This is a genomic window from Streptomyces sp. NPDC014907, from assembly GCF_055562975.1.
Genome location: NZ_JBVHEG010000003.1, coordinates 467,378 through 483,474 on the forward strand (window position 1 = coordinate 467,378; position 16,097 = coordinate 483,474).

The 16,097-nt window shown below is 73.3% G+C and carries 14 protein-coding genes and 1 tRNA gene; 8 read left to right on the forward strand and 7 right to left on the reverse strand.

The genetic code is table 11. The annotated features are described in order from the left end of the window. Positions 1–322: 322 nt before the first annotated feature. On the reverse strand, positions 323–1,063 hold the full coding sequence (locus ACZ3IL_RS11310) for an SURF1 family protein (protein ID WP_467388928.1): 741 nt from the start codon (positions 1,061–1,063) through the stop codon (positions 323–325). Between the two features lie 24 nt (positions 1,064–1,087). Continuing rightward, positions 1,088–2,926 (reverse strand): S9 family peptidase, encoded by a 1,839-nt coding sequence (locus ACZ3IL_RS11315; protein ID WP_467388930.1) that lies wholly within the window; start codon positions 2,924–2,926, stop codon positions 1,088–1,090. Positions 2,927–2,996: 70 nt separating this feature from the next. On the opposite strand from ACZ3IL_RS11315, the gene ACZ3IL_RS11320 reads away from it, so the two are divergent. Then, positions 2,997–3,827, forward strand: a complete 831-nt coding sequence (locus ACZ3IL_RS11320; protein ID WP_467388932.1) for a class I SAM-dependent methyltransferase — start codon at positions 2,997–2,999, stop codon at positions 3,825–3,827. Positions 3,828–4,151: 324 nt separating this feature from the next. Further along, positions 4,152–5,600, forward strand: coding sequence for a tetratricopeptide repeat protein (locus ACZ3IL_RS11325; protein ID WP_467388934.1), 1,449 nt, complete (start codon positions 4,152–4,154; stop codon positions 5,598–5,600). Positions 5,601–5,782: 182 nt separating this feature from the next. On the opposite strand, the gene ACZ3IL_RS11330 is transcribed toward ACZ3IL_RS11325, so the two are convergent. Continuing rightward, positions 5,783–6,865: a serine/threonine-protein kinase gene (locus ACZ3IL_RS11330; RefSeq protein ID WP_467388936.1), complete on the reverse strand. Its 1,083-nt coding sequence runs from the start codon at positions 6,863–6,865 to the stop codon at positions 5,783–5,785. Positions 6,866–7,105: 240 nt separating this feature from the next. Here ACZ3IL_RS11330 and ACZ3IL_RS11335 point away from each other — a divergent pair, with 240 nt between their 5' ends. Beyond that, the gene (locus ACZ3IL_RS11335) at positions 7,106–7,984 is read left to right on the forward strand and encodes a glycosyltransferase family 2 protein (protein ID WP_467388938.1); all 879 of its coding nucleotides are present in this window, start codon (positions 7,106–7,108) and stop codon (positions 7,982–7,984) included. A 630-nt stretch (positions 7,985–8,614) separates the two neighbouring features. Here ACZ3IL_RS11335 and ACZ3IL_RS11340 read toward each other — a convergent pair. Beyond that, entirely contained in the window at positions 8,615–9,199 is a 585-nt protein-coding gene (locus ACZ3IL_RS11340) for a helix-turn-helix domain-containing protein (protein ID WP_467388940.1), read from the reverse strand. 188 nt (positions 9,200–9,387) lie between these two features. On the opposite strand from ACZ3IL_RS11340, the gene ACZ3IL_RS11345 reads away from it, so the two are divergent. From ACZ3IL_RS11345 to ACZ3IL_RS11355, 3 genes are all read left to right on the forward strand, one after another. Beyond that, entirely contained in the window at positions 9,388–9,852 is a 465-nt protein-coding gene (locus ACZ3IL_RS11345; protein WP_467388942.1) for a glycine-rich domain-containing protein, read from the forward strand. A 107-nt stretch (positions 9,853–9,959) separates the two neighbouring features. Further along, on the forward strand, positions 9,960–10,661 hold the full coding sequence (locus tag ACZ3IL_RS11350; protein ID WP_467388944.1) for a class I SAM-dependent methyltransferase: 702 nt from the start codon (positions 9,960–9,962) through the stop codon (positions 10,659–10,661). Between the two features lie 243 nt (positions 10,662–10,904). Beyond that, entirely contained in the window at positions 10,905–11,099 is a 195-nt protein-coding gene (locus ACZ3IL_RS11355) for a hypothetical protein (protein WP_467388946.1), read from the forward strand. Positions 11,100–11,197: 98 nt separating this feature from the next. Here ACZ3IL_RS11355 and ACZ3IL_RS11360 read toward each other — a convergent pair. Next, positions 11,198–11,271: transfer RNA gene (locus ACZ3IL_RS11360), tRNA-Pro, on the reverse strand. Between the two features lie 114 nt (positions 11,272–11,385). Then, positions 11,386–12,324, reverse strand: a complete 939-nt coding sequence (locus ACZ3IL_RS11365) for a metallophosphoesterase (protein ID WP_467388948.1) — start codon at positions 12,322–12,324, stop codon at positions 11,386–11,388. A 74-nt stretch (positions 12,325–12,398) separates the two neighbouring features. Here ACZ3IL_RS11365 and ACZ3IL_RS11370 point away from each other — a divergent pair, with 74 nt between their 5' ends. Continuing rightward, complete coding sequence (locus ACZ3IL_RS11370; protein ID WP_467388950.1) at positions 12,399–12,863, forward strand: GatB/YqeY domain-containing protein; 465 nt, start codon at positions 12,399–12,401, stop codon at positions 12,861–12,863. 94 nt (positions 12,864–12,957) lie between these two features. On the opposite strand, the gene ACZ3IL_RS11375 is transcribed toward ACZ3IL_RS11370, so the two are convergent. After that, complete coding sequence (locus ACZ3IL_RS11375; protein WP_467388952.1) at positions 12,958–15,189, reverse strand: transglycosylase domain-containing protein; 2,232 nt, start codon at positions 15,187–15,189, stop codon at positions 12,958–12,960. A gap of 416 nt (positions 15,190–15,605) precedes the next feature. On the opposite strand from ACZ3IL_RS11375, the gene ACZ3IL_RS11380 reads away from it, so the two are divergent. Continuing rightward, complete coding sequence (locus ACZ3IL_RS11380; RefSeq protein WP_030495795.1) at positions 15,606–15,950, forward strand: WhiB family transcriptional regulator; 345 nt, start codon at positions 15,606–15,608, stop codon at positions 15,948–15,950. Positions 15,951–16,097 lie beyond the last annotated feature (147 nt).

Consider the following 16,097-nt stretch of genomic DNA (forward strand, 5'->3'; position numbering starts at 1 on the left):
AAGAGCCGCCAGGCCTCCGTCGCGGTGAGCCTCCGGGGCTCCGTGGCGGTGAACTGCCAGGGCTCCCGTTGTGGTGAGCCGATGGGGCCCTGTGGCGGTTGAGCCTCCGGCGCTCCCGCATCCGTGGGCTCCCGCGTCCGTGCGGCCCCGTGCCCGTGCGGCCCCGTGCCTGGGTGCTCCCGTCCCCGGTGCTCCCGTCCCCGATCGGTCCCGTGTCCGGGCGGCCCCGTCTCCAGGTGCTCCCGTGCCCGGTCGGTCCCGCGTCCGGACGGTCCCGTCGCGGAGCACCCGGGCCTTCCGGGCGGGGTCGCCCGTCAGGCTCCTACAGGCCCAGGGCCTCGTCGCGGGAGGCCTCGGCCTCGCGGCGCACGAGACGGAACCACATGAAGAGGACGAAGCCGGCGAAGACGAACCACTCCGCCGTGTAGCCGAGGTTCTGGAACGCCTTCGCGTCCAGGCCCGTTCCCGCGGCGGCCGCCGCCGGGACCGGCGTGAGGCCGGCGGGGGAGTCCGTGAGGGTGACCCAGGCGTCGTAGACGTCGTCCCGCACCACGTTCACCAGGGCAGCGGCGCTGATCATGCCGAGCTGCCCCTCCGGCAGCCCGCCCGCCGCGCGCACGCCCTTCGTGCCCGGGTTCTCCGAGGCCTGGAGCGCGCCCACCACCGTGACCTCGCCGGGCGGCGGCGCGGGCGCCTTCGCGCCCGTGGGCAGCCATCCCCGGACCACCGGCAGGGACCGGCCGCCGTCCGTTCGCAGCAGCGTCAGGACGTACGAGCCGTTCCTGCCGTCCAGCTCGCGGTCCGGCACGAGGAACTGCTCCCCGAACCGCCCGCGCGCCTCGGCCGGGCGGCCCGACGTCTCCTTGTCCACCGGCAGCAGGGAGTCCAGCGGCGCGGGCCTCAGCGTGCTCGCGGAGGGCCGGTCCCCGGCCTCCCGGTGGGAGTCGACGCGGTCCTCGAACTTCCCCAGCTGCCAGGTCCCCATGAAGACGCAGAACGGGATCGCGAGGAGGACGAAGACGTTGATCCCCCACCAGCGGGGTGTTCTCAGGAACCGGTACACCCCCCCCACGGTACGCAAGACGACTCAGCTCCCCGCCGCCCGGGTCCCCGTGTCCACCGGCCGGGTCCCCAGGTGCTTCGCGGCGAACGCGAGGTCCAGGGCGACCTGCTTGATCCGCTCCTCCACCACCAGGGAACCGTGGCCCGCGTCGTACCGGTACACCTCGTGGACCGCGCCCCGGGCCGCGAGCCGGTCGACGTAGTTGTCGATCTGGCGGATCGGGCAGCGCGGGTCGTTGACGCCGGCCGAGATGTGCACCGGCGCCTTCACCGCGTCCACGTACGTCAGCGGCGACGAGGCCGCGTACCGCTCGGGCACCTCCTCGGGGGAACCGCCCAGGAGCGTCCGGTCCAGCGCCTTCAGGGCCTCCATCTCGTCCTCGTACGCCGTCACGTAGTCCGCGACCGGGACCGCCGCGAGGCCGACCGACCAGGAGTCCGGCCGGGTGCCCAGGCCGAGGAGCGTGAGGTAACCGCCCCACGAGCCGCCGGAGAGGACGAGCCGCTCGGGGTCCGCGAGCCCGCTCGCCACCGCCCACGCGCGGACCGCCTCGATGTCCTCCAGCTCGATCAGGCCGATCCGGTGCTTCAGCGCGTCCGTCCACTCCCGGCCGTAGCCCGTCGAGCCCCGGTAGTTCACCCGCACCACCGCGTATCCGTGGTCCAGCCAGGCCGCCGGGCCCGACGCGAAGGCGTCGCTGTCGTGCCAGGCCGGGCCGCCGTGCACCTCGAAGACCGTGGGGAACGGGCCCTCGCCCTCCGCCGGGCGCTGCACGAGCGCGTGGACCCTGCCGCCGGGCCCGTCCACCCACACGTCCTCCACCGGCACCGACGGCGGCGCCTTCGGTCCGGGCGGGTCGAGGACGACGGCGCCGGTCGTGGAGCGCACCACCGGCGGCTCGGCGGCCGAGGACCACAGGTACTCCACGCTCCCGTCCGGCCGGGCCGTCGCGCTCGACACGGAACCGGCCGGGGTCTCCACGCGCACCAGCGCGCCGGTGGCGATCTCGTACCGCCACAGCTCGCTGCGGGCCTCGTAGCCGTGCACGATCAGCAGGCCGGAGCCGTCCGGGTACCACTCCGCCGACACGTCGCCCGGCAGGTCGAGCCGCAGGTCCGTCTCGGTGCCCGTCGCCACGTCCCAGAGCATCGGCTCCCACCGGCCGCGCCGCTGGTGGCCGACGAGCAGGCGGGTGTCCCCGGCCGCCGGCGCGAAGCCGAGGACCGTGAGCCCCAGCTCCTCCGTGCCGCCCTTGGTGTCGTCCAGCTCCGCCACCACACTCGCGTCCGAGGCGCGCAGCACCCGCAGCGCCGAGTGCATCGCGTCCCCGTGCTCGGTGTGCTCGATCGCGATCAGCGAACCGTCGTACGACAGGTCCCCGACCCCGGCCGACTCCCGGTGCCGGTAGATCTCGACCGGGGCGCCTGCCCCGGGCCGCACGAGGTGGACCGTCGAACCGTCCTCGTCCGTGGAGCGGCCCACCACGAGCGTGCCCTCCCGGCCGATGGCCAGGCCCGCCGGATAGGAGGGGGCCAGGCCCGGCACGGCCGGCTCGTCCGCGCCGCCCGCGAACGGCTGCCGCATCCACACCCCGAACTCGTCCCCGTCGGTGTCCGCGAACCACCAGATCCACTCGCCGTCCGGGGACAGCGTTCCGTCCGTCGTCCCGTTGGGCCGGTCCGTGACCTGCCGCTGCTCCCCGGTCGCCCGGTCCCACGCGTACAGCTCGTACGTCCCCGTCGCGTTGGACACGAACAGTGAACGGTCCGGGGCCTCCTCGGCCCATTCGGGCAGGGAGACGCGGGGTGCCCGGAAACGCTGCTCCCAGACGGGGGTGTCGAATTCCTTGCTCTCGGTAGTCATGGCCACCATCATGCTCCGCGCGGCCGACAAACGGGTCGCGGCCTCCTCAGCCTGTGGATAACCTCCCGGCATGTACTCCCCGACCCCCGACGACTGGCACGCGGCCAACCGTGCCAGGTGGGACGAGCGCGTCCCCATACACGCCGCCAGTCCCTACTACGACCTCGACGCCTTCCGCGCGGGCAAGGACGCCCTCCGGGACTTCGAGCTCGCGGAGGTCGGCGACGTCACCGGCCGCACCCTGCTCCACCTCCAGTGCCACATCGGCCTCGACACCCTCTCCTGGGCCCGGCACGGCGCCGCCCGCGTCGTCGGCCTGGACTTCTCCGAGCCGGCCGTCGAGACGGCCCGCTCGCTCGCCGCCGACCTGGGCCTCACCCAGGACCGGGCCGCCTTCGTCGCCGCCGACGTGTACGACGCGGCCGGGGCCGTCCCCGACAACTCGTACGACATCGTCTACACCGGCGTCGGGGCCCTGTGCTGGCTTCCCGACCTCGAACGCTGGGCGGAGACCGCCGCCTCGCTCGTCGCCCCCGGCGGTTTCCTCTACGTGGCCGAGTTCCACCCCTTCACCGACTCGCTGGACGACGAGACCGGCGGCCGGGTCGTGCACGACTACTTCGTCCGCGACCCGTGGGTGGACACCACGCCCGGCACGTACGCCGACCTCGCCGCCCCCACCGTCCACAACCGCAGCGTGGAGTGGGTGCACCCGGTCGGCGAGGTCGTCACCGCGCTCGCGCGGGCGGGCCTGCGCATCGAGTTCCTGCACGAGCACGACGTCTCGCTCGTCCCCCGCTACGACACGCTCCAGCGGCACGAGGACGGCTACTACCGCTTCCCGGCGGACCGCCCCCGCGTCCCCCTGATGTACTCGGTCAAGGCCTCCCGCCCGGCCTGAGGCCCCGGAGCCCGCCCGAACCCGTCGGCCCCTCCAGAATCCGCCGGCCCCCCGAATCCACCGGGACGCCCCGGCCCCGCCCGGCCCCGCCGGGGCGCCCCGCCGCCGGAACGCCCCGGCGGCGGGAATGTCCGTGATGCGGGGTTGATCGCGATGCGGGAGCGCCCCCGGCGCGCGAATCGCCGCCGCGCGCACCCCTCCCGTGACGAATTTCCCGCTGTCCCCGCGTCTCCTCCGCCGATCCCTGGTAAACCCGGGAGGTCGGTTCCGGGCCATCGGGGTTCCGGGAACACCACGACGCGCGTACCGGGGGAAGGGCGGAGGATGACAGGACAGCCACGGGGGAGCGGACGTCCGGCCGGAGGCGGGGCCGGGACGGTGTCCGGGGCCGGGCCGCACCCGAGGGGCGAGCTGGTGTGGGGCGAGCCCGTGTCCGCCGACCAGCTCGCCGCGGCCGAGAGCGGATACGCCGGCTGCGGGCCGGACGAGCGGCTCCTGTGGGAACGGCTCTCCGTCTTCGAGGGCGCCTTCGGCCGGGACGCCGTCCGCGCGGTGTGCGCCTCCGACGCGCTCCCCCCGGCCCGGGTGCGGGCGGCCCTCGACCGGCTCGCCCCCCTCGCGCTCCTGCCCGTCGACGACCTGTTCGACGGCGAGGAGGCCGTGCCCCGCTACTGGATGCCCCACCCCATGCGCGCCGTGGGCGCCCGCAGGCTCACCGAACGCGGCGACCGCCGGACCGTCGTCCTCCACCACCGCCGGTGGTGCGTACGGCTCGCCCGGCGGGCCGCCGACCGCTGGCAGAGCGGCCGGCAGCTCGACGCCCGCGACCTCGCCCTGCGGGAACTCCCCGACCTGGCCGTCGCCATGGACCCGACGACCGCGCCCCTGTCCCCGCGCGCCGAGGCGGGCACGGCCGTCGAGATCGTGGTCACCCTGTGGTTCCTGTGGGTGGCCTGCGGACGGGTCGAGGAGGGCCGGGCCCGGTTGCGCCACGCCCTCGCCCTGCACTCCGGACCACCGCCCGCCCGCGCCCTGTGGCTCGCCGCCTACCTGGAACTGGAGGCGGGCCGTCCGGCGGATGCCGACCCGCTCCTCGTCCAGGCCTGGGCGGCGGCCGTACGGGACGGCGACGGCCGCTGCCTCGGCCTGCTCGCCCACCTGCGCGGCTCGGCCGCCCTCTTCCAGGGACGCACGCGCGCGGCGGCGGCCGAGTTCCGGGAGGCGCTGGCCCTGACGGGAGAGGACCCGGACATCGGGCCGACCCGGGAACTGTGCTGGTCCGCGCTCGCCCTCTCCCTCGGCCGCACCGACCCGGAGGCGGCGCAGGAGGCCCTGGACCGGCTGCCGCTCGAACGGACGGGGCGGCGGGCCTGGGCGGCCCGGGACCTGTGGGCCGACGCCTGGGCGCACCAGGCGCGTGCCGGACTCCTCGCCTGGGACGGGGAGGGGGAGCGGGCCGTCGGGCACGCCCGGCGGGCGCTCCGGGACCACCTGACGCTCGGTTCGGCGTCCGGCGCGTCCGGCGCGGCCGAACTCCTCGCCGAACTGCGCCTCATGACCGGGGAGCCCGTCTCCGCCGCCCGTCTCCTGGGCGCCGTGGACGTGCTGCGGACCTCCGTCTTCGGGGACGCGTACCGTCCGGCGGCGTCCTGCGCGGCGTCACGGGACCGCAGCCGGCGGGCGCTCGGGGAGGCGCTCGACGGGACGGAACTGCGCCGGGCGTACGAGGAGGGAGCGCGCCTGGGCCTGTTCGCCCTCGCGGAAGCCCCTTAGGGCGCGCGCCGGAAGCCCCGCCTGCCCGGCGGGTGCCCGGCCACGCGTCCCGGGGGCCGGACGGCCTCCAGCGGACCCGCCCCGCTCCGTACGTACCCCCGTGCGCGGCCCGGCCGTCGCCGGTGACCGCGAAGGAACGCCCGGACCCGGCGTTCCGCCCGCCCGCCGGCCGGTCGCGGGACTCAGGAGAGCCAGGACATCCCGATGAGCAGGAAGACCACGAAGGCGATGACCCCGGCCACCGCGGCCGTCTTGCGCGGGCGGCGCCGGGAGAGCTCCGCGAGCCCGCCGCCGGTACCGGTGGCCGGGGCGGCGGGACGCTCGCGCCGCCGGGCGGGGGGCGCGGCGGCGAACCCGGGAGCGGTCGCCGGCGGCGGGGTCGGCGCGGCCATGTGCAGGGGCATGGGCGAGGGACCGGTGGCGGCGGGCGGCCCGGCGGGACGGTGCCGCGGGGCGTGGGACCGGGCCGGGGCGGGGTGCCCGTAGGAGCGCCAGGCGCCGGAGGAGAACCAGTCGGCGATCGCCTGCGCGGAGGGCCGCTGCTCGGGCTGCTTGGCCAGCAGGCTCAGCAGGTACGACTCGAACTCGGGCGGCAGCGCCACCCCGAGGTGCGCGGGCGGCGTCGGCGGGGTGTCGATGTGCTGGTACAGCAGGGCCGTCGCGGTGTCCGCCCGGAACGGGGGTCTGCCGGTCAGGAGCTGGTAGAGCACACAGCCCAGCGAGTACACGTCGGAGGCGGACGAGGCGGGCTGGCCGAGGGCCCGTTCGGGCGCCAGATAGAGGCCCGTGCCCACGATCTGTCCCGTCGTCGTGAGCGCCGCCGAGGGGTCGTCCACGAAACGCGCGATGCCGAAGTCCGCCAGCTTCACCGTGCCTTCGGCGTCGACGAGCAGGTTGCCCGGCTTGATGTCCCGGTGCACCACGCCCTGGCGGTGCGCGGCCGCGAGTCCGGCGGCGGCGTGCGCGGCGACCACGGCGACCCGCTCGGGCGGCAGGACCAGGGGCTCGGACGGGCTTCCGGCGAGGCTGTCGCCCTCGACCAGCTCCATGACGAGGAACAGCTTCCCGTCCCACGTGCCGAAGTCGAAGACGCCCACCACGTGCGGATGGCTCAGCCGGGCGGCGGTCTGGGCCTCCAGGCGGAACCGGTCCCCCGCGGAGGGGTCGGCCGCGTTCGCCAGCATCAGCTTCACCGCCACGTCCCGGCCGAGGACCTCGTCGGTGGCCTGCCACACCTCGCCCATGCCGCCCCGGCCGATACACACGTGAAGCCGATATCGGTCCGCGACCAGCACCTGGAGACCACCCTTTCGAAGATCGATCAACCTCTCGGAAGAGGACCAGCGTAGAGCCGAGCGGCCCCGGTCCTCGCCGCCCTCCCCCGTCCCGGGGCCCCCGCCGTGCACGGCGCCCGTGGCACGGATGAACGGAAGGTGTCGCCGGGCGGCTAGCATCGCGCTCCGGGACTGCTGTCGACGGACGGCGGACACGGGACGGAGTGGAACGTGGCACGACCCCGTATGGGTGTGGCGGTACTGACGATGGGCACGCGCCCCACCGAGCTGCGGGCGCTGCTCGACGCCGTGGCGGACCAGGACGAACCGGCCGCCCGGATCGTGGTCGTCGGCAACGGCACGGGGTCGTTGCCGGAGCTGCCCGAAGGCGTGATCGGGGTAGAACTCCCGGAGAACCGGGGCGTGTCGGGCGGCCGGAACGTGGCGATCGAGACGCTGCGCGGCTTCGGCGACGTCGACGTGGTGGTGGACCTCGACGACGACGGCCTCCTCGTGGACCGGGACGTCTTCCGCCGCCTGGCCGACCTGTACGAGGCGGACCCGGACCTCGGCGTCGTCTCGTTCCGCATCGCGGACGAGACCGGTGAGACCCAGCGCCGCCACGTCCCCCGGCTCGGCGCGAAGGACCCCCTGCGCGGCGGGGAGGTGACCACCTTCCTCGGCGGCGGCCACGGCCTGTCGATGCGGATGCTCGACCGGATCGGCGGCTGGCCGGAGGACTTCTTCTTCACCCACGAGGAGACCGACCTCGCCTGGCGCGCCCTCGACGCGGGCTGGAAGGTCGTGTACGCGCCGGAACTCCTCCTCCAGCACCCGAGGACCAGCCCGGCCCGGCACGCCGTCTACTACCGGATGACCGCCCGCAACCGCGTCTGGCTGGCCAAGCGCAACCTGCCGGCCCCCCTCGTCCCCGTCTATCTCGGCGTCTGGACCCTCCTCACCCTGGCCCGCACCCGCTCCCTCACGGGCCTCAGGGCCTGGTTCGCCGGCTTCGCGGAGGGCGTCCGCCGCTCCGGCGGCCCCCGCACCCCGATGCGCTGGTCCACGGTCCTCCGCATGACGAAGCTGGGCCGCCCCCCGGTCATCTGACCCGGGCCACCGCGGGCCGGACGTCCCCTCCGACGTCCGGCCCGCCCCCGGGCGAGTGCCGACTCGGACCGGATCGACGGCCGACCGGGTCCCCTCGGCGCCGGAAGCGAGGCTTGTCCGGACCCGGTGGGGTCCGACGGGCGGCGTTCTCAGCTCGCCGGGGCGGACACGGCGACGTGCAGCTCCCGCACGCCAACGGCACGAGGGTGCCGCCGCGCCAACTCGGTCACGATGCCGCGGATCGCGGGGCGGTCCCTCACCTCGCCGGGGCTCGCACGGTGGGCGTCGAGCAAGGCGCGGGCGGCCTGCTCAGGGCGGCCCCACGCCCACCAGGCACGGGCCATGTCCGTGCCCAGGCGTGCCTTCCTCTCGGCCGTGGGGAAATGCTCGGGCCGAAGGTTCCGCCCCGCCTCCAAGGCGGCGCCGGCGTCGCCGAGGGCCCAGTGGACGCCGACGGCGTAGAGATCCACGGCGGCCGGGCCGATGGGGAAGAGACGCCCGGCAGGCGCCTGGAGCGGCAGGCGGCAGCGGCGGCGAGCGGGGACTCGGACACTTCGGCCCAGGTGCGCGCGCGGTCGGCGGTGAGGCGGGCTTGCTCGTACGAGCCGAGCTTGATCAGCAGGGCGGCGCTCAGGCTGTAGACGGAGGACATGCGGGCCTGGTCCAGCTCGCGGCGCGAGGAGGCAGCGGCGTGCCCGTCGGCCAGGAGGCCCGGCAGCAGCCCGAGGAGCTGCGTGTGGGCCCCCTCTTGTCGTAGAGGTCGCGGGCGGAGGCCACACGGGCGTCCAGGGCACCCCTGCCCGTCGGTGGCGGGGTGTCGGCCAGGGCCCGGTCCATGCCGAGCAGCATGGTGGCCGGGACGGTAGCCGTGGCGGCGAGCAACGAGCGGCGGCGCATCGGGTCCTCCTCGGCGTCCGGACGGGCCGTCACTCTAGTGCCGGCCTGTCCGGAAGGAGCGGGGGGCGCCAGAGAACTCACCAGGACGTGTCGAGGGACGCCCACCGTGGAGGCGGCCCGGTGGACGAGCGTCAGGTCGGTCGCCCGGGTACGGCGTTCCATCCGCGAGACCGTCGCCGCCGAGCACCCCAGACGCTCGCCGAGTTCGGCGAGCGTCCATCCTCGGTGTTCACGGCCCAACCGTACGAGTCCGCCCGGTTGTCGCCGGGCGACCAGCTCCCTGACCTTCGCGTTGTTCCAGAGCGGGTCACCGGGCACTGGTCCCTCCCCCTGCTGCACGACCGGGGGTCACCACGGTACGGGCGCGGAACGGCACCCGTCGAGGCCGCTTGCACAACGTGCAAACGCCTTGCAGGAAAAGCCAGTTGGTCTCCGACCGGGTGCCGGACGAGGTGTTCTCGTCATACCGCCCCTCATCTCGTGGGGCACCGTCCAAGGGAGGCACCATGGCAACCGCAGCCGACACCCCCGTCACCACCGACCCGGTGACCGGGCCGGTCCGCTCCCCCCGTGACATCGTGCCGGCGGACCTCTGGGAGAAGCAGGTCGGCCTGCTGATGCGGGACTGCCCGTACGACTCCGTCATGGCCACCCGCGTCCTCGGCCAGGGCTACGCCTACCTGCTCACTGCCATGCCCCTCCGGGGCCGGGGCCTGGGACTCGCCCCGGGCAAGCTGGTCGACATCGGCGCCCACACGATCACCCTGGACACCGTCGCCTACGCCGAGCTGTGCGACAAGTACAACGGCGGGCACTTCCTGCACCACGTGCCCGAGGTCGAGATGAAGAACGACGGGTCGGTCATCAAGACCGCCCACCTCGTCGCCCGCGCCGGTCGGGAGGTGGTCCTCCCGCTGTGGGAGGACGCCGCCGACTGCGGCCCCTGCCACCCGGGCAACGACTCGCACTGACCCCCACGTGACGCCTTCGGCGGTCCGGGCCCACGGCTCGGGCCGCCGAGGCACGCCCGGGTGACTTTCGCCCGAACCGGCAGCAGCCCCCGCGCGGCGCCGCCAGGATGACGCGGGTGACGACCACGACCACAGACCTATGGCACCACTACGGCCGGGCCCGCGCAGCGCAGGACCGCGCCGTCCCCGACTTCTTCCGCTGGGCCTGGGACCAGCAGGACGGACCGGGCCCGGAAGTCCTCGGCGACCTCACCGGCAAGACCGTGGCCGATCTCGGCGCCGGCGCCGCCCGGCACGCCGCGCACCTGGCCGTGCACCACGCCCCGAACCGGATCGACGCCGTGGACGCGTCCCCGGCCCAGCACGGCATGGCCACCGCCCTGTACGCCGACCTCGCCCCGCGCCTGCACTTCGTCCACGCGGACGTCGTCGCCCACCTTCGCGCGAACCCGGGCGCCTACGACGTGCTTTACAGCCACTTCGGGGCGGTGGACTTCACCGACCCCCGCGAGCTGCTCCCGGCCGCCGCTGACGCGCTCCGCCCCGGTGGACACCTGGTCTTCTCCACCCTCGCCCAGTACCTGTCCGGCAAGGCCGCGCAGCCGGACGTCACGGCCGCCGAGGTGCCGGCGAAGACCCCGGCGGGCGAGAGCGCCACCATGCGCCGGTGGGTGCTGCAGGAGCACGTGTGGACCAAGGTCCTGGACCGGGCCGGATTCACCGGCATCCGCGTCGAGGAGCTGCCCGCCGGCGACGGCCCCCGGCCTGCCGCCGCCCTCCTCGTCACGGCCGAGCGCCCCGCCGCCTGAGACCGGGCCGGGGAATGCCGCTGCCCGGGGCCCGGTCTCCGGACTCCGGGACGGCGGTGCGTTCGCGCTGAGGGGTAGCCGAGGTCCAGCCGCTCCAGGAGCCTTTGCACTCGCGCGTCCAGGACCTTCTCCGCCTCCGGGTTGATCGTGAGCAGGGCCGCCTGGGCAGTCACGATGACGTCGCACAGCTCCTTCTCGACGTTCCCCCGGGTGTGGCTGTTGCCCTTGCGCGGGTTGGCGCCGATGGCCCCTGTGATGGCCTCCGCCGCCTCCCCGGACTCCTCACCGATCTTGAGCACGCGCGGCAGGCGCACGTCGCCGGCCGCGGTCTGGTCCTCCTCGTCCAGCCGGCCGCGCAGCTTTCGCACGCCGTCCCACATCTGGTCCGTGCGGCTCGTCTCCTCGTATTTGTTGCAGCAGAGCGCCGCCGAGCGGTGACACCCCGTTTCAGGACCACACGCGGATGACACCCGGATACAACGCGATCAGGGCCGGTCTCCCCGAAGGGAGACCGGCCCTGATCTGCGTTTACGAAGTCGGGGTGGCGGGATTTGAACCCACGACCTCTTCGTCCCGAACGAAGCGCGCTGCCAAGCTGCGCTACACCCCGATGTCGCTGCTCTGTGTTCACGTCGCGGCGACATCGATTACTTTAGCCCACGCGCGCGCTCAGGCGAAATCCGGTATTCGGGGGGCGGCGCCGCAGGTCGGGCGGGGCCCGTGGTCAGGGGCGGGCCGTCAGGGTGAGGAGGGTGGCCTCGGGGGGGCAGGCGAAGCGGACCGGGGTGAAGCGGTTGGTGCCGCAGCCGGCCGAGACGTGCAGGTACGAGGTGCGGTTCCCGGCCGTGTGGGTGGAGAGGCCCTTCACCCGGTCCGTGTCCAGGTCGCAGTTGGTGACGAGCGCCCCGTAGAAGGGGACGCAGAGCTGCCCGCCGTGGGTGTGGCCGGCGAGGATCAGTTCGTACCCGTCCGCCGTGAAGGCGTCCAGGGAGCGCAGGTACGGCGCGTGGACCACGCCCACCGTGAAGTCGGCGTCGGGGTCCGGGCCGCCCGCCACCCGGTCGTACCGGTCGCGCTTGATGTGCGGGTCGTCCAGGCCGGTGAACGCCAGCTCGGCCCCCGACAGCTTCAGCCGGCCCCGGGTGTTGGTGAGGTCCACCCAGCCCGCCGCGTCGAAGGCGTCCCGCATGCCCTCCCAGGGGTTGTGGACGGCGCCGACGGCCGGCTTGTTGCCGTTGAGGCCGTGGCGGCCCTGCGCCTTCTCCATCAGGTAGCGGGCGGGGTTGCGCAGCTTGGGGCCGTAGTAGTCGTTGGAGCCGAAGACGTACACGCCCGGGAGCTCCATCAGAGGCCCGAGCGCGTCCAGGACCTCCGGCACCGCCTCCGGGTCGGAGAGGTTGTCGCCCGTGTTGACGACGAAGTCCGGGCGGAGCCCCGCGAGCGACTGGAGCCAGGCCCGCTTCTTGCGCTGACCGCTCACCATGTGGATGTCGGAGACCTGGAGGACCCGCAGGTCGCCCATGCCGCGGGGGAGGACCGGGACCGTCACCCGGCGGAGCCGGAAGGAGCGGGCCTCGAAGCCCGCCGCGTAGACGAGCCCGGCCGCGGCCGTCGCCGTGAGGCCTGCCGTGATCTTCAGGGGAATCCCGTACCGTGCGCGCATCTCCCCATCGTCGCAGACCCGCGCGGAGGAAATGCGCGGGCGGTACGGGGGCGGCACCTGCCACACTTGGCCCCATGACCACGCTCAAGGCGAAGCTCCAGGACGACCTCAACGCCGCGATCAGGGAGCGCGACGAACTGCGCTCCTCGACCCTGCGGCTGACCATCACCGCGATCACCAAGGAGGAGGTCGCGGGCACGACCAAGCGCGAACTCTCCGACGACGAGGTGCGCAAGGTGATCGCCAAGGAGGCGAAGAAGCGCCGCGAGGCCGCGGACGCGTTCGCCCAGGGCGGTCGCCCCGAGTCCGCCGAGCGGGAGCGGGCCGAGGGCCTCGTCCTCGACGCGTACCTGCCGAAGCAGCTCGGCGACGAGGAGCTGGAGGGGATCGTCGCGGCGGCCGTCGAGGAGGCCAGGGCGGCGGGCGCCGAGGGGCCGCGCGCCATGGGCGCCGTCATGAAGATCGTGAACCCGAAGGTGGCCGGCCGGGCCGAGGGCGGCCGGGTCGCCGCCGCCGTGAAGAGGCTGCTCGCGGGCTGAGCCGCGGCAGGACGCGCGAAAGTACGAGGAAGGGCGCCCCGCACGGCGGGGCGCCCTTCCTCGTGTCCACGGGCCCGGTGGGCCCGGAGTCCCGTCAGCGGTCGAAGATGCCCGGCGGGAACGAGATGCCGGGGAACGGGTTGTTCGGCTTCCGGTCACCCGGCTTGCCGTCGTTGGGCTTGGCGGGCTTGTTCGGCTTCCCGGGCTTGTTCGGGCCCTGGCCGCCCTCCTTGTCCTTGTCCGCGGGGGTCTCGGCCCTCGGCACGTCGACGGGGACGAAGGACGGGGTCTGACCGGCGTCCAGCGCGCCCGTCATCGCGATCTTCCAGATCGGGCCGGGGAGGCAGCCACCACAGACCTTGTCGTAGTACTCGCCGCCGATGGTGATCCGGAACATCGACGTGTCCTTCTTGCCGATGTCGTCGCCGACCCAGACCGCGGTGGACAGGTTCGGCGTGTAGCCGACGAACCAGGCGTCCATGCGCTCGTTGGTCGTACCGGTCTTGCCCGCGTTGTCGCGGTCGCTGAGACCGGCCTTCGTACCGGTGCCGTCCTCGACGACGCCCTTCAGCATCTGGTTGATCGTGTCGGCGGTCCGGTCGCTCATCGCCCGCGAGCACTTCGTCTGCGGCACGTTGAGCTTGTCGCCGTTGGCGGCCTTGACCGACTCGATGGCGACCGGCGTGCAGTACAGGCCCCGGTTGGCGAAGGCCGCGTAGACGGAGGCCATCGACAGGGGGGTGCTGACCTCGCCGCCGAGGGTGATCGAGGCGTTCTCCTCGATCGCCCGGCCGTCACCGCGCTCGTACCCGAGCTTCTTCGCCATCTGGATGGTCTCGCAGAGACCGGCCTGCTGCTCCAGGAGCGCGAAGTAGGTGTTGATGGACTTGCCGAGCGCGCCCGTCATGTCCCAGGTGCCGGCCTCGGACTCCAGCTCGTTCTGCAGCTTCCACTTGTCGCTGCCGGTGGGGGCGCCCTTGCAGGTGCGGAAGGAGCTCTTGTCCAGCTCGATCTTCCACGGCGTCGTATAGGTCTGGGCGGGGCTGATGCCCTTCTCCAGGGCCGCCGCGGCGGTGATCGGCTTGAAGGTCGAGCCGACCTGGAAGCCGTAGGTGCTGCCGCCCATCCGGTTGCTGACGGCGAGGTTGAGCGTCGTCTCGTGCTTCTTCGGGTCCAGGCCGTACGGGCGGGACTGGCCCATCGAGAGGATCTTGCCGGTGCCGGGCTGGACCTGCACCACCGAGGTGGCGACCGGGTCGTCCTTGTTGACCTTCGCGGTGGCGGCCTCGTTGGCGGCGGCCTGCGCGCGCGGGCTGAGCGTGGTCCTGATGGTGAGACCGCCCAGGTTCCACAGCTTCTGGCGCTCCTCGGACGTCTTTCCGAAGACGGGGTCGCTGAGGATCGTCTTGCGGACGTAGTCGCAGAAGAAGCCGGCGCCGTTGACGGCGGTGATGCAGCCGTTCTTCGGGGCCTTCACCTTCAGCTTGAGCGGTGCGGCCTTCGCCTTGTCCGCCTCGGCCTGGCTGATGTCCTTCACGTCGGCCATCCGCTGGAGGACCACGTTGCGGCGCTTGGTGGCTTCCTGGACGTCGTTGATCGGGTCGTAGCGACTGGGCGACTGGACGAGGCCGGCCATCATCGCCGCCTCGCCGAGGGTCAGGTCGGCGGCGTGCTTGGAGAAGTACCGCTGGGAGGCGGCCTCGATGCCGTACGCCTGCTGGCCGAAGAAGGTGATGTTGAGGTAGTTCTCCAGGATCTTCTTCTTGCCCAGCTCCTCCTCGACCTGGATCGCGAACTTCAGCTCGCGGATCTTGCGGCCGATGGTCTGCTGGGTGGCCTGTGCGACCTTCTCGGGGTCGTCACCGGCCTCCTCGACGAAGACGTTCTTCACGTACTGCTGCGTGAGGGTGGACGCGCCCTCGGAGACCCCGCCGGACTGGGCGTTGCGGTTGATCGCGCGCAGCACGCCCTTGAGGTCGACCGCTCCGTGCTCGTAGAAGCGTCCGTCCTCGATCGCGACGATGGCCTTCTGCATGTACGGGGAGATCTTCTCGATCGGGACGACCGTCCGGTCCCGCGAGTACACCGTGGCGATCAACCCGCCCGCGGAGTCGAGGATCTTGGTGCGCTGGCTCAGCGGCGGGGTCTTGAGGTTGGAGGGGATCTCGTCGAACCCCTCCACCGTGCCCTTCGCGGCCAGTCCGAGCGCGCCGGCCGCGGGCAGGGCGATGCCCGCGAGGACGGCTCCGGAGAGCACACTGACACCGAGGAACTTGGCGGCCTGCTGGGTCCCGGTCAGACCGCCGCCCGAGCGCTTCTTTGGCATGGGAGCACCCTACGTTCTCATTCGCCGGACACGCGTATATGCCTTGGCCTAAGCTGCTCACAACTGTCACAGCGGTGTGGTCCGGCGTCAGGACCCGGGTGTGACGGCGACATGGACTCCCGTGAACCCGAAACGCGGAAGCTCCGTGTCCGATTCCGGCACGTGCGTCACCCGGCGTCCCAAGTGACCCCGGAGAGGAAGGGCATATCCACGTGGTATGTCCGTTATTCCACGCATGTCCATCGATCACTCCCCTGGGTGATCTCACGCGCACGCATAGTCCGTTCGGGCCATCCAAGATTGGGCCCGAAGGGGGTGTTGTGCTGTGCCCGCCTTCCGTAACGTCCCAACTGGCAGCGGTGAATATGCCGCTGCCGCCGTGGGGGAGCCTCGATTCGGGAGAGGACGGCGCCGGTATGGGCTGGGTAGCTGACTGGAGTGCGCAGGCGGCCTGCCGCACTACCGATCCGGATGAACTTTTCGTGCAAGGAGCGGCGCAGAACAGGGCCAAGGCGGTGTGCACCGGGTGCCCGGTGCGGACCGAGTGCCTTGCGGACGCTCTCGACAACCGGGTGGAGTTCGGCGTGTGGGGCGGCATGACGGAGCGCGAGCGCCGTGCCCTGCTGCGCAGGAGGCCGACCGTCACCTCGTGGCGCCGGCTCCTGGAGACCGCGCGTACGGAGTACGAGCGGGGAGCGGGCCTGCTGCCCGTGGCGATGGAGGACGACGCGACGTACGAGGAGTACGCGGCGGTCGGCTGAACGCGCCGGGAGTGCGCTCCTGGCGGGCAGGCGCGAGGCGCAGGCGCACCGGGACCGGAACTCCGCCTTCGGCGCACGGCGCCGGCACACGGCGTCCGGCGCGGACGCTCGGTAGAGGCGCGGACGCCCGGTACAGGCGCCCGGCGT

Excerpts from the sequence above, each read along its gene's own strand:
- ACZ3IL_RS11315 (WP_467388930.1), bottom strand. The coding sequence starts at position 2,926 with ATGACTACCGAGAGCAAGGAATTCGACACCCCCGTCTGGGAGCAGCGT.
- ACZ3IL_RS11320 (WP_467388932.1), top strand. The coding sequence starts at position 2,997 with ATGTACTCCCCGACCCCCGACGACTGGCACGCGGCCAACCGTGCCAGG.
- ACZ3IL_RS11325 (WP_467388934.1), top strand. The coding sequence starts at position 4,152 with ATGACAGGACAGCCACGGGGGAGCGGACGTCCGGCCGGAGGCGGGGCC.
- ACZ3IL_RS11345 (WP_467388942.1), top strand. The coding sequence starts at position 9,388 with ATGGCAACCGCAGCCGACACCCCCGTCACCACCGACCCGGTGACCGGG.
- ACZ3IL_RS11350 (WP_467388944.1), top strand. The coding sequence starts at position 9,960 with ATGACGCGGGTGACGACCACGACCACAGACCTATGGCACCACTACGGC.
- ACZ3IL_RS11355 (WP_467388946.1), top strand. The coding sequence starts at position 10,905 with ATGGCCCCTGTGATGGCCTCCGCCGCCTCCCCGGACTCCTCACCGATC.
- ACZ3IL_RS11365 (WP_467388948.1), bottom strand. The coding sequence starts at position 12,324 with ATGCGCGCACGGTACGGGATTCCCCTGAAGATCACGGCAGGCCTCACG.
- ACZ3IL_RS11370 (WP_467388950.1), top strand. The coding sequence starts at position 12,399 with ATGACCACGCTCAAGGCGAAGCTCCAGGACGACCTCAACGCCGCGATC.
- ACZ3IL_RS11375 (WP_467388952.1), bottom strand. The coding sequence starts at position 15,189 with ATGCCAAAGAAGCGCTCGGGCGGCGGTCTGACCGGGACCCAGCAGGCC.
- ACZ3IL_RS11380 (WP_030495795.1), top strand. The coding sequence starts at position 15,606 with ATGGGCTGGGTAGCTGACTGGAGTGCGCAGGCGGCCTGCCGCACTACC.